General features: G+C 69.2%; 10 protein-coding genes. 8 read left to right on the top strand and 2 right to left on the bottom strand.

Annotation, left to right across the window (positions count from 1 at the left end):
- The first annotated feature begins 237 nt into the window (after positions 1-237).
- The 8 genes from V1460_RS10170 (at position 238) to V1460_RS10135 (ending at position 8,057) form a co-directional block, all read left to right on the top strand.
- Positions 238-1,731, top strand: coding sequence for a putative PEP-binding protein (locus V1460_RS10170; protein ID WP_338673422.1), 1,494 nt, complete (start codon positions 238-240; stop codon positions 1,729-1,731).
- Positions 1,732-1,762: 31 nt separating this feature from the next.
- Positions 1,763-2,758 (top strand): DHH family phosphoesterase, encoded by a 996-nt coding sequence (locus tag V1460_RS10165; protein ID WP_338673421.1) that lies wholly within the window; start codon positions 1,763-1,765, stop codon positions 2,756-2,758.
- Positions 2,755-3,339, top strand: coding sequence for a nicotinate-nucleotide adenylyltransferase (locus tag V1460_RS10160; protein ID WP_338673420.1), 585 nt, complete (start codon positions 2,755-2,757; stop codon positions 3,337-3,339). Before V1460_RS10165 ends, V1460_RS10160 begins: the two co-directional genes overlap by 4 nt.
- 2 nt (positions 3,340-3,341) lie before the next feature.
- Positions 3,342-4,613: a CMP-5'-phosphonoformate--3-phosphoglycerate phosphonoformyl transferase gene (locus tag V1460_RS10155; RefSeq protein ID WP_338673419.1), complete on the top strand. Its 1,272-nt coding sequence runs from the start codon at positions 3,342-3,344 to the stop codon at positions 4,611-4,613.
- Positions 4,610-5,800, top strand: coding sequence for a hypothetical protein (locus V1460_RS10150; RefSeq protein WP_338673418.1), 1,191 nt, complete (start codon positions 4,610-4,612; stop codon positions 5,798-5,800). The genes V1460_RS10155 and V1460_RS10150 overlap by 4 nt, the downstream gene beginning before the upstream one ends.
- A 42-nt stretch (positions 5,801-5,842) precedes the next feature.
- Positions 5,843-6,910, top strand: coding sequence for a selenide, water dikinase SelD (selD, locus tag V1460_RS10145; RefSeq protein WP_338673417.1), 1,068 nt, complete (start codon positions 5,843-5,845; stop codon positions 6,908-6,910).
- Positions 6,911-7,044: 134 nt separating this feature from the next.
- Positions 7,045-7,617: an NUDIX domain-containing protein gene (locus V1460_RS10140; RefSeq protein ID WP_338673416.1), complete on the top strand. Its 573-nt coding sequence runs from the start codon at positions 7,045-7,047 to the stop codon at positions 7,615-7,617.
- A gap of 110 nt (positions 7,618-7,727) precedes the next feature.
- Positions 7,728-8,057, top strand: coding sequence for a hypothetical protein (locus V1460_RS10135; RefSeq protein ID WP_338673415.1), 330 nt, complete (start codon positions 7,728-7,730; stop codon positions 8,055-8,057).
- Here the strand turns inward: V1460_RS10135 and V1460_RS10130 are convergent.
- Both V1460_RS10130 and V1460_RS10125 read right to left on the bottom strand, forming a co-directional pair.
- Positions 8,052-10,331 carry a WD40 repeat domain-containing protein gene (locus V1460_RS10130; protein ID WP_338673414.1) on the bottom strand — a complete coding sequence of 760 codons (2,280 nt, stop codon included), beginning with the start codon at positions 10,329-10,331 and terminating at the stop codon, positions 8,052-8,054. The two genes, V1460_RS10135 and V1460_RS10130, sit on opposite strands and share 6 nt — an antisense overlap.
- Complete coding sequence (locus V1460_RS10125; protein WP_338673413.1) at positions 10,321-12,270, bottom strand: caspase family protein; 1,950 nt, start codon at positions 12,268-12,270, stop codon at positions 10,321-10,323. Before V1460_RS10125 ends, V1460_RS10130 begins: the two co-directional genes overlap by 11 nt.
- Between the last annotated feature and the right edge of the window lie 39 nt (positions 12,271-12,309).

The raw sequence follows: 12,309 nt of genomic DNA, 5'->3' as shown, positions 1-12,309 counted from the left end.
GGAGATCGTGCTGATCGACTCTGGGCCGGGTGACACGGACCCGCCACATGTTCGGCCCCGTCTATGCCGCTCACCGTGACGCGGCTATGCCCGCTTCCAACTCAAAGAACCTCAGAAACTCGGAAAATCGCGAAACTACTGCGCACGCCCCATTTGCCGGGCATCATCTAGGGACCGTGACGCGTCCGGGAACCAGGCACGCACGGTTCGAGGAAGGGGGGCAGGGTGCCCTCGGCCATGATGCGCGCCGCCCGCCTTTTAGCCAGACATGAGACGACGCCGGTGCTGCGCGCGGCAGCCGGCCGGGCCGTGGCCCCGGCGGGCGCGGTGCCGGTTTGTTCCGGCACCGGTGTCGCGCCGGACTGCGCGAGCGGGGTGCTATGCACGACCTCAGCCGAGTGCGCTTCCGCAGTGAGCTCGGGCACTCCTTACGTGTATGCCCGCCCGGTGACCAACGCAGCCGACATGCCTGTCGCGGCGAACGCCGCGGCTCTGCTCACCGCCAGTGGAGGTACGACGAGCCACGCTGCGGTGCTTTCCCGGACATGGGAGAAGCCCAGCGTGGTGGGCGCCGGATTCACCCTGGGCAACGGGACGCTGATCCTGCCGGACGGCGACGCCCTGCCCTCCGGCGAGTGGGTCACCGTCTGCGCAACGACCGGAACGGTGTGGCGGGGGCGACTGGAGCGGTACGAGGACGAGGGTGCGCTAGACCTCGTACGCAGGTTGAGCGATGCAGCCAAGACCTTGGCCGTCCTTCCCGGACCGGCGGTGTACGCCAATGCCGACACCCTCGCGGAGACAGAGCGCTGCACGGCGCTCGGCGCGACGGGCGTGGGCGTGGCCCGATCCGAGCACATGTTCTTCGGCGCGGACGAACTTCCACAGCTGCGTATCGCCCTGTGGTCCGATCAACCGGCTGAACGGCAGACGGCATTGGCTTCGCTGCGCGCCCTTCTGACGGTAAAGTGCCGCGCGCTGATGACCGGCTGCCCGGGCAGGAGGCTCGCCGTCCGTCTTCTCGACCCGCCTGCACACGAGTTCGCCGCGCCGCAGGACATGGCGCGCCTGCGGGAGCAGAATCCGATGATGGGTGTACGGGGAAGCAGGCTGGGCGTGCTGCGTCCGGACCTGTACCGTACGCAGGCTCAAGCGATCGTCGAGGCCCATCTCGCACTGCCTCTCGCCCAGCGCAGCCGGCTCGCGATCCTGCTGCCCTTCGTCACCACAGGTGCCGAGGCCCGCGCTGTCCGTCAGGCCCTCGCCCTGCCGTCGGATGTCACCGTGGGGGCGATGGTCGAGACTCCGGAAGCGGTGTTCCGGGCCGCCGAAATCGCCGCCGAGGTCGACTACTTGAGCGTCGGGACCAACGACCTCGTGCAATTCTCACTCGGGATGAGCCGCGACGACGTCGCCACCACGCTGCTGCCCGCGTATCTCTCCCAGCGACTGCTCGACGAGGACCCGATGACGCACCTCGATCATTCCGCGGGGACCACGGGGCTGATCCGGCTCCTGAGGGGCATCGTGCCGGACACCTCATGGGGCGTCTGCGGTGAACACGCCGCCGACCCTTCGTCGCTGGCAGCACTCCTGCCCCTTGATCCGGACTACCTGAGCGTGAGCGCTGCCGGAGTGCTGTCCGCCCGCATCGAGGTGGGACGCCACCGAGCACGCGGTCTGCTGAAGCCGGACGAACAGGTCACCGCGCACAAGGGCGGCCGTGAATGACCACGCGGGTTCGCGAAGGGGAGCGACGGACATGAATGGTCGTCAGCGGCCCAGCCGCTACGTCTTCTCCTACGTCAACCCGGACACGGACGGCGTGGGCGGTTCCCTCGCATACGCCGAATGGGCCTGTCATGTGGGGGCGGAGACCTACACGCCCGTTCTGTGGGGAGCCCTGGACGCCGCCACGCGGACGGCCTTGCGGCATTACGCGGTACAGGCGCCCTCCACGCTGGACAGCCTTCCTCCGGACTGCCGCGTTGTCCTCGTGGACACCCACCATCTGGCTCAGCTGCCGGCTCGGTTGGATCCACGGCAGGTCGTGGAGGTCATCGACCATCATCCTCACGGGGACACCGCCGCCTTCCCGAACGCGCGGGTGCAGAACGAAGCGGTCGGCGCGGCGGCGACCCTCGTCGCCGAGCGATTCGACGGGGCCGGCATCCTGCCTTCCCCGCCCGTGGCCGGGCTCCTGGCCTCCGCCATCGTCTGCAGCACATGGAATCTGACGGCCCCGTCCACCTCGGACCGCGATCATCACGCCCTCGACCGCCTGCGTAGAGTGACGGATTTCCCGGCTGCCTTCGTCAAGGAACTGCTGGCGGCAATGGACCACGCGCCCGCGACGCACGACACCACCACCTTGCTGTCCAGGCACGCCAAGCGGTTCCGCTTCGGTGCCGAGGGCGACAGCCATGTGGTGATCGTGCAGATCGAGTGCTCCCGACCGACGGCGGTCACCGAACGCGGCGACCTCCTGGACTCGATCCGTGCGATCGCCCGGCGGGAGGACGCCGACCACTGCTTTGTGTCTGTCGTCGGCCTTGTCGAAGGCATCACTGTCGTCGTCTGCCCCGAACCCCGTACCCGGGCGCTCCTGGAGCGGGTCCTGGACCTCAGGTTCGTCGACGATGTCGCACGGGAGAACCGCCTCATGCTGCGCAAGACGGACTACGTACCCCGGCTGGGCGCGCACTTCGGCCGCCCGGACGGACCTGGTGAACAGATCGTCGTGAGGAGTGATGCGTGAGCGAAGACAACGGCGCCGGAGCCAAGGTGGAACTCGGCATGGCACACGGCCGGTTCCAGATCTTCCACAGGGACCACTTACGCTACGTACTCGCCGCCAAGCGGCGGTGCCACCGCCTGCTGGTGGGAATCACCTCACCGGACCCCGCCGAGGCGCCTTTGGAGCGGACGGCACCCCATCGCAAGGACCCGGCCGCGAACCCGCTCACATACTACGAGCGCATGACCATGATCTCGTCATGTCTGTACGCCGACGGACTCAGCGGGCACGAGTTCGACATCGTCCCCTTCCCCATCGAGTCGCCCGGGGAACTCGCCAACTACGCGCCCCTGGACGCCGTACACTTCCTGACGGTTTACGACGCCTGGGGAGAGGAGAAGACCGCGCGATTGCGCGGGCTAGGTTTCCACACGGAAATCCTGTGGCGCTCCGCCCACAAGGAGATCTCCGGTACCCGGATTCGCGCGGCCATGGCCGCGGGGGAAGGCTGGGAGCACCTGGTGCCCGTCGCCACCCGCGACTTCCTCGTAGCGCACCGCATACCGGCCAGGGTCGCCTCGCGGACGACAGCAGCGAGGTGAGCATGGCCAAGGTCTACGTGATCGTGCTGGACGGTGCCGCCGACCGACCGGTGGCCGCTCTCGGCCAACGCACTCCCCTGGACGCGGCACGGACACCCGCCCTGGACGAACTTGCCCGTCAGGGACGGTCGTCCCTGATCACCGTCATCGGGGAGGGAATCTGGCCGGAGTCCGACTCCGGCGCGATGGCACTGCTGTCGTACGACCCGCTCCTCCAGTACACGGGACGCGGCCCGTTGGAAGGGTACGGGCTCGGCATGGTCCGCGATGACGGCCGCACCATCGCCTTCCGGGTCAACTTCGCCAGCCGTGACGAATCGGGCGGCACCCTGGACCGGCGCACGGCACGCGGACTCGACGACGGTCGGCTTCAGGCTCTCGCAGCGGCCGTCCGCGATCAGGTATCGCTGGCAGATCTGGGAGTGTGCTTCGATCTGTTCGCGTTCAACCGGCACCGCGGCATCCTGTCGTTCACCGCCGAAACAGGCGAGCTGTCCGGGCAGGTCACCAACACCGACCCCGGTTTCCGCAACGTCGGCCCCTTCGGCTTCCCGGTCCCGGGCTTCGACCCCCGACCGCTGCCCGCCCGCCCCCGCACCCCGGCTCCGGCGGCGGTCCGCGCGGCCCACGTCGTCAACGCGTTCGTGGAGCGCTCCTCCGCCGTCCTCCGCTCTCACCCCGTGAACCAGGAGCGGCTCGCCTCCGGGGACATGCCCGCCAACCTTCTCCTGGTCCGGGACGGCGGCGACCCACCGAAGTCCTTGGCCTGGTTCCGGGAGAAGTTCGGCTGCTCCCTGACGATCATGGGCCAGATCCCCGCAGAGCGGGGCCTGGCCGAGCTCATGGGCGCCGAGTTCGCCTACAGCATGCCGGAGCCCGGGGAGTCGGAGGCCGTCTACCTGGACCGAGCCGTCCGCCAGGTCCTCGATGCCGGCACCGACGTGGTCTTCCTGCACCTCAAGGGACCCGACGAGCCGGGCCATGACAATCGGCCGCACGACAAGAAGCAGGCCATCGAACTCATCGACGGCAGTTTTCTGCGCCCCTTGCTGGACGCTGCCGGTCCGCAGGACGTCATCGCCGTCACCTCTGATCACGCCACCCCGTGCGAACTGGGCATTCATTCCGACGATCCAGTGCCCGCGCTGGTCCGCGCCCCCGGCCTCGAATCCGATGGCACCACCCGGCTGACCGAGACTCAGGCGGCACGGGGCGGCCTGCCGGTCGGGCGGGCGGTGGATCTCATGCGCTTCCTCATGAAGGTCCGGCCGTGACGCCGCCGGGTATCCACGACGTAAAGGTCCGGGCCATCGTGAACAGCGGTGGCGGAGTGGCCGCCGAGGCGGAACTCGTCCTGAGCGACGGGACCATCGGCCGTGGCTCCGCACCTGTGGCCATCAAGCCGGGCCGCCGGGAACGGCCGGTGACCGACTACCTGCGCATCGGTTCCCCTCCGCCTGTGGACGTGGTCAAGGCCCTCTCAGCACTCTCGGACCGAAGCCGTGACGGTCAGGAAGCCGTCGATGCGTGGCTCGACGGACAACTACCGGTCCTGGGCACCGATGTGGCCCTGGCCGTCTCACTCGCCTACGCGCGCGCGGCCGCAACAGCGTCCGGCCGGTGGTTGTACAGCTACTTCGCGTCGCTGTCGCGAACCGAGCCGGCCTTTCCTGGTCTACTCGCGGCCGTCGTCTCCGGGGGTCTGCACCGCCGCGGCCACGGAGTCCCCTTCCAGCAAATCATGTTCGCCACCGAGCGGCTCGGCCCCGGCCAGGCCATCCCGCTGATCCTGGAGGCGTACAGGCGGGCCGAGCGTCTGTTTGAGGCACACGGGCTCCTTCTCGGCCACTCCGCCTCCGGCGGCATGCTGCTGGACTCGGCGGATCTCTCACTGACCCTCGGCCTGCTCAGCGAACACCTGGAGCACACCGGAGCCGGGGCCGGGCTGTCACTGGCCGTCGACGTCGCCGCCGAGCACCTGTGGACCGAGGACGGTTACCTCCTGGGAGAACGCCCTCTCGGCCCCGAGAGCGTGATGGAGCGGATCGCCGATCTGGCCACCCTCTATCCGATCACCTTCGTCGAAGACCCGTTCACAAGCGAACACTCGGTGTGGTGGGCGCGCCTCAGAGAGCGGCTCCCCCATCACGTGGCTGTCGTCGGGGACGATCTCTACGCGACCAACCGCGCCTACCTCGACCCCTCCCTGGCCGACGGAATCGTCCTGAAGATGAATCAGGTCGGGACCGTGAGCGCCGCCCTGCGGACGTCGGTCCAGGCAGCGGCGTACGGCATGTCCCAGTGCGTCTCCCACCGCTCGCTGGAGACGGAAGACACCTCGGTGGCGGACCTCGCCGTAGGGGTGGCCGCCCGCTGGCTGAAGATCGGCGGGCCGCGACGCGGCGACCGGACCGCGAAGTACAACAGGCTGCTGCGGTTAGAGGAGGCTCTCCGTGCTTGAGCCGTGCCGTGGCTGAGGGACAGGTATCCCGAGGGGGTGGACATGGAGAAGAACGGGGCCGGATCCGTCGACCTGCTGGAACTGACAGCGGCCGGCGGCTGCGGATGCAAGCTGCCACTGGATCTGATGGGGCAGTTCATGACCTCGTTGAGAGGGCTGATCGGCGCTGCTCCCACGTCTGACGCGGTGAAGGCCGACAGCAGCCACCGCGACGACGCCGCGCTGTACGAAATCGCGCCGGGCAGACTCCTGGCCGTCACGGCCGACTTCGGTACTCCGGTCAGCTCCGACGCGAAGGTATGGGGGCGCATCGCTGCGCAGAACGCTCTGTCGGACGTGTACGCGATGGGAGCACGTCCGCTGCTCGCCCTCAGCATGCTCGCACTGCCGAGGCATCTGGGGCTCGATGTGATGTCCGACCTGACGGCAGCCGCCGTGGCCACACTCGCGGAGTCCACCACCCCGTTGGTGGGGGGTCACACGGTGGTGTCCGAGGTACCGATGTTCGGGCTGTGCGTCGTGGGGGAGGTCCTTGCCGACCAGGCCCTGCTTCTGGGCAACGCACGTCCGGGACAGGTGCTGATCCTCACCAAGGCGCTCGGTACGGGCATCGTCATCGCGGGCCGCAAGGCGGGGGTCGCGTCACCGGCGCTGGTGCGGATGGCCGAAGAGCTGATGTCGGCGTCCAATCGCGCGGCCGCCGAGGCCGCGGTGCGATGCGGCATACGCGCCGCGACGGACGTCACCGGGTTCGGCCTCATCGGCCATCTGCTGAACATGTTGTCCGCTTCGGGGTGCGCCGCCGTCGTCCGCGCACATGCGGTGCCGGTCATGGCCGGCGTGGCCGATCTGCTCGACACGCACGGCGTCGTGCCGAACAGCGGCGAACGCAACCTGTTCGCGGTCGAGGACCGGACCACCTGGTCCGACGTGGCCTACGGCATGCGGCTGATTCTCTCCGACGCACAGACGTCGGGCGGGCTGCTGCTCGCCGCCGACGGATCGGCGGCCGACGCGTTCATGGCGGCGAGCGCCCGCGACGGCATTCCGGCCTCGGTCATCGGCATGGTGACGGACGGGCCGGCCGGCACCCTCGAGGTCCGGGGATGAGCCTCGGCGGAAGGCACGAACGGGACCGAACCGCGTGCCACTTCACTCGTTGCACCGGTCGGTCCTCCCTGCCAAGGAGCAGCCACCTGTAAGACCCTTGCACCATTCGCAATCACACAGAGGAGCAAGTGTTCATGACCATTCCTCAGGACCTCACGGAGCGTCGCGTCTTCTCCGGAAAGCTGGGCGAGGTCGTGCACGTACCGCAGCCGGACGGTCGCGTGTTCGAGCGGTTCCGGCGTCCGCCAGGCGTGCGCATGGTGATCGTCTCCGATCGCGGGATTCTTCTGACGGAGGAGTACCGCGAGGAGACGGGCGGGGTGGACCTGCGGCTGCCCGGAGGCAAGGTGTTCGACGACTACGAGAGTTTCGCCGCCGCCCGAGCGGCGGGAAGCATGACCAGGGCTGCGGAGGAGGCGGTTCTCCGTGAGGCCCGGGAGGAAGTGGGCCTCGTCGTCACCGACCCCGAGCTGATCACGGTCGCGCAAGCCGGAGCGACTGTCGAGTGGGACCTCTACTACTACCTCGTACGGGAGTTCACCGAGGCCGTCGAGGGCGCTCGACCGGAGGAAGGCGAACAGATCGAACCCGTGTGGCTCACCCCCAAGGAGATCTCGGAGGCCATCCAGCAGGGACGCATGTCGGAGTGGCGCAGCGTCGGCGTCCTGCTGGGTCTCGTCCTCCCCCGGGCCTTTCCGGAATCGTGACGACAAAGGGCCGAGGCGCTCCGCAACCTCCTGAGGCGATCCCGGCGGCCTCCGGTGCGGCAGCGCCCCGTTTCGCCGAGAGCCGTGATCCCTCGTGGAGTCACAAGGCAATGGACCTCCTCAAGGAGGGCCTGCTGCACGGCCAGGCCCGACACGCCCCGCACCAAGTCGTCGTGACGCACGTCTGGGGTCACTGCCCCCGGTGCAAGCACCGCATCGACGTCCTGCAGACGCACCATCCCGCATCGGTCCGCGAGCACGGCCCGCCCTCCGGGCCGTCCGCCGGGGGTGAGCAGCACGCTCCCCGAAGGAAGGAGACGTTCGTTCTGGCCGTCGCGTGCGCGTGCCCAGCCGGCCTCCACCCGGGGGCGCCCGAGGCCGGTGGGTGCGGGGTCTCGTTCCGGATCGAGGTGCCCTTCATGAACCAGGACGGTTCATGACTGCGACGGCCGAGCGGTGAACTCTTCGGAGGCCGGCCGTGCGGAGGGGAACAGGGTCACTGCCAGGACGCCACGATGGGTGGCCACGGTCAGCGTGCGCTCGTGCAACGCGAGACCTGTGCAGCCGGTCAACGGCATGACGATGTGGGACCCGTTGCGCGGGTCCCACAGCCGGACGGTGCCGTCCTGGCTTCCGGTGACCACCAGCAGCCCCCGCTCGGCTCCGTCACCGACCGCGACCGCGTACACCGAGCCGCCGTGCCCCTCAAGGACGCGCACCGATTCACCGCGGCGCAGGTCCCATACCCGTACGGTGCCGTCGTCGCCGCCGGTGACGGCCACCGGCGTTCCGTCCATCGCTCCGCACGCCACCGACCGCACCCAGTCGCTGTGGCCGCGGAGCACCAGAGGCGGGCCGTCCCCGTCCCTCAGCGGCCAGGCACGGACCGTCCCGTCGTCGCAGCCGGCCACCACCAGCGGAGCGTCCGGCCGGCCTCCCGCCGCGACTGCGTACACCGGCCCTCCCGGACCCGCGTCGAGTACGCGGACGGCCGCTCCGCGGCTCAGGTCCCAGATCCGAACGGTCCCGTCGTTGCCCGCGGTCAGGCCGAGCGGAACGTCGTCGAGACGCGCCAGGGCCACCGAGCGAACCCAGTCGGTGTGTCCTTCCAGGACGTGCAGTGGCAGTCCGTGACGCAGATCCCACATGCGTACGGTGCTGTCGTCACCGCCGGTAAGGGCTATCGGCGTACCGTCCATCTCCCCCGCCGCCACCGACCGCACCCAATCGGTGTGTCCCTGGAGTTCGCGCAGCAGGTGGCCGTCACGCGCGTCGCAGACCTGCACCCGGCAGTCGTTGCCTCCTGTCACCACCAGGCAGCGGTCGCCATCGTGGACCGTGGCCACCGTCCGCTTCCATTCGGGCTGGCCGGACCAGTTGCCGGACGCCTCGTCCTCGGACAGGTCCCACACCCGCACGGTGCAGTCGTAGCTGCCCGACACGGCGACCGGAATGCCGTCCAGCGTCCCCAGGCTCACAGATCTGACTCCCCCGCTGTGCCCTTCCAGAACCCGCAGCGGAGTGCCGTCGGACACGCTCAGCAACTGCACGGTGGTGTCGTAGCTACCGGTGAGCATCGCCGCATGCCCGCCGGCCGCACCCATGCCGATGGAATTCACCCCGTAGGTGTAGCCGTCGATCACGCGCAGGGGTGTGGTCCCCTCGCCAAGGTCCCACAGCAGGATGCGGGTGTCGCCGCCGCCCGACGCGAACACCGCCCGGCCGTCGAGCCGGCCCACGGCGACCGAACGGACGGGACCGGTATGTCGGCGGAGGGTCCTCAGCAATGTGCCATGGTGCAGGTCCCAGATGCGCACCGCGCCGTCGTGGCTCCCCGCGACCGCCACGGTGACATCGCGGACATGGCCGAGCGCCACACATCGCACCCCGTGGGTATGTCCCTCCAACACCCGGACCATCCCACAGGTGTGTTGGTCCCACACCCTGATCGTGCCGTCGTCACTGCCGGTGACGACGACAGGCCGGCCTGCCACATAACCGAGCACCACGGTGCGCACGCCATGGGTGTGGCCTTCGAGCACATGGGTCTGGGCGCCCGTGCGCAGGTTCCACACCCGGACGGTGCCGTCGCCCCCCGCGGACAGTACGGACGGGGCGTCATCGAAGAGACCGAGCGCGACGGAGTTCACTCCCTGGGTGTGGCCCTCCAGAACGCGCAGGGCAACGCCGTCACGCAGGTCCCAGATACGCACGGTGCAGTCGCCGCTGCCGGTCGCCGCCACGGGCCGGCCGTCCAGGTCGCCGAGAGCCACGGCGTACACGGCGGCGGTGTGACCTGCCAGAACCCTGTGATAGGCAGTCGGTTCGACCCGGGACCACAGCGGCCACCAGCATGCGTCGGGCCGCTCGGGCAGCCCCAGGGACCCGCCGTGCTCCAGCGCGGCCAGCGCCAGGACTGCGGCCCGTTCCCCGGGCTCTTGGCCTCGCAGTTGGTGGGCACAGCGCAGAAAGAGGCGGGCGCTGTCAGGCAGCGCCGGGTCCAGCCCCGCCCCGAGACTGTTGGCCAGCACCTCCGGTTCGGCCGCCACCAGGAAGTCCACGTCACCGGCCAGCTCGGTCAGCACCCCTCCCGCACGGGCGTGCAGGGCCAGGTAGTGGGCGGTGTACGCGTTGGCGTGTTCCCAACCGTCGGCCGCCGCCAGCCCGTGAAGGCACCGAGCGATAGCTCGCTCCAGGTCCGCCTTAGTCGTCATCGCACATCACCTCGCTGAGATAGTCGGCGATGGCTTGGTGGTAAAGACGGAACACCGCCTGCCCGTCCTCGGTCGCCTCGGTCAGGTACCAGCCCGCTTCACGGATGATCCTCGCGACGTCCGAGTCGCGGTACGCCCGGCCCGAGCGGGCCAGTTCGGTGGCCAGCGCCGACCAGATCTGCCGTCTGGGAAGACCGCGGCCACGGGTGAACGCGAGCGGGGTCAGCACTTCGCGCACCATGACGTGATCATCGAAACGCTCCAGGTCACGTGCGAACACCTCGTGCAGACCGGCATGGCCCACGTCGCTGGGCAGTCGGGTGTGCCAACCGGGTTCGTCGACCGTCCGCTCGTCGAAGCCTTCCAGAACGCGCAGCGCGAACCGGGCGTAGAGGAAGACTCTGCCAGCCTGTTCGGCGACCTCGCGGGCGGCGGTGGCCCGGCGTTCGGGCGTGCTCCACCGTCCTTTCAGCCGTTCATCGACATAGTGTGCGATGTCGTCGGCCGTGGCAGGGTCGGCGCTCAGATCGAGGATGTGGAAGGAGCCGGTACGCGGTCGCAGCGCCGCCACCAGCGGGCCCGGGTCGTCCGGAGTGGCATCGAATCGGCCGTCCCGGTCACGCCGTGTGCCGACGACCACACGGCATCCCTCCAGGCTGCCGATGGCCCGCAGCACGTCACGGGCCACGAACTCCTCCTCGCCTCGCTCGGACTCGTCGAGGGCGTCGGCGAGGATCGTCACGCGCCGGCCGGAGTCCGCGAGTTCCAGCACCAGGTCCCGCGCCGGACTGGCGGAGTCCGCCAGATCGATGCCGAGTTGCCGGGCGATGTCCGTGGCGGTGTCGTCGACTCGCCGGTTCTTCAGGTGGGACACGGCATCGAAGCAACCGACCTCCGGGCGGGTGTCAGGATCCCCGTCGAGAATGCCGAGAGCCCGGCAGGCCGGCTGGGAGTACAGATCCGCCAGTACGGCGAGGCGGCCGATGAACGCCGACTTGCCCGCGCCGGGCGCCCCGGTGACGACGTGCACACCTCGGTCGTGGGTGGCCAGCCAGGACACGATCTCTCGCGACATCTGCTGTCGGCCGGTGAAGAACCATCCCACGTCGTTGGCGTCGGTGCTCGCCGCCTTCTGCAGGAAGTGTTCGCGGTCGGCGGGCGGCAACCTGCGCAACAGTTCGCCGAGTTCCACCGATCGGGCCGCCGCGTCCGCCCGGTAGCGCGGATTGGGCACGATCTTCAGCCCACTGCGCCCTGCGACCTCGGCGCATTGTTCGTCCTTCAGCCGTTCCCGGAGTTCATCACGCAGTTCGTGCAGTGTGACGAACTCGTCGCCGTCCTTCCAGTGCCCCTGCTCCGACCCTTCCGCCAGGGCCGACAGCAGCGCCTTGACGAACGATCCGCTGTAGCAGCGCTCGTGGTGCAGACAGGACACCAGAACACCCAGGTCCATCGTCGGCGCGGCCTGAGCGGCAGCGACCTGGGACAGCGCCTGCTGCACCTGTGAGGCCGCGAACCCTGCGTGGCACACGTCGAGCATGACCAGTGCCTTGGACGCTCCGCTGTTGAGGATCTGCTCGACGAGGTCGTCCGCGCTGATCGACTTTTTTCCGCCGTACGGCGGGTGGGGCGGGCTGGAGGCCGTGAGGATGTGGTGACGGCCGTGGTGCAGCCTGCCGTGGCCGGCCAGGTACAGCACCAGCGGAGCGCCGTTGTCGAACATCCGGATGCCGTCCGACCAGTTCTCGACCGCGTCCCGGATCACCGTGGCGTCGGCCGCGGCCAGGCCTCGGCACCCGGCCACCGGCGAGAACCCCCACTGGCGGAAGAAATCCTCGACGCGGACCGCATCGGTCAATGCCTCGGGAAGGTCCGAGTGCGCGCTTTCGCGGTAGTCGATCCCGAGAGAAAAGACTGAGCCTCCGTCACGCGTGGTCACAGGATGGAATACTGACACAAACTGCCCGGAGCGGAGGCC

This window comes from Streptomyces sp. SCSIO 30461, assembly GCF_037023745.1.
Classification (GTDB): domain Bacteria; phylum Actinomycetota; class Actinomycetes; order Streptomycetales; family Streptomycetaceae; genus Streptomyces.
The sequence above is the reverse complement of the archived record's forward strand: the minus strand, read 5'-3'. Positions and strand labels throughout refer to the sequence as shown.

Excerpts from the sequence above, each read along its gene's own strand:
- V1460_RS10170 (WP_338673422.1), top strand. The coding sequence starts at position 238 with ATGATGCGCGCCGCCCGCCTTTTAGCCAGACATGAGACGACGCCGGTG.
- V1460_RS10130 (WP_338673414.1), bottom strand. The coding sequence starts at position 10,331 with ATGACGACTAAGGCGGACCTGGAGCGAGCTATCGCTCGGTGCCTTCAC.
- selD (WP_338673417.1), top strand. The coding sequence starts at position 5,843 with ATGGAGAAGAACGGGGCCGGATCCGTCGACCTGCTGGAACTGACAGCG.
- V1460_RS10135 (WP_338673415.1), top strand. The coding sequence starts at position 7,728 with ATGGACCTCCTCAAGGAGGGCCTGCTGCACGGCCAGGCCCGACACGCC.
- V1460_RS10140 (WP_338673416.1), top strand. The coding sequence starts at position 7,045 with ATGACCATTCCTCAGGACCTCACGGAGCGTCGCGTCTTCTCCGGAAAG.
- V1460_RS10165 (WP_338673421.1), top strand. The coding sequence starts at position 1,763 with ATGAATGGTCGTCAGCGGCCCAGCCGCTACGTCTTCTCCTACGTCAAC.
- V1460_RS10155 (WP_338673419.1), top strand. The coding sequence starts at position 3,342 with ATGGCCAAGGTCTACGTGATCGTGCTGGACGGTGCCGCCGACCGACCG.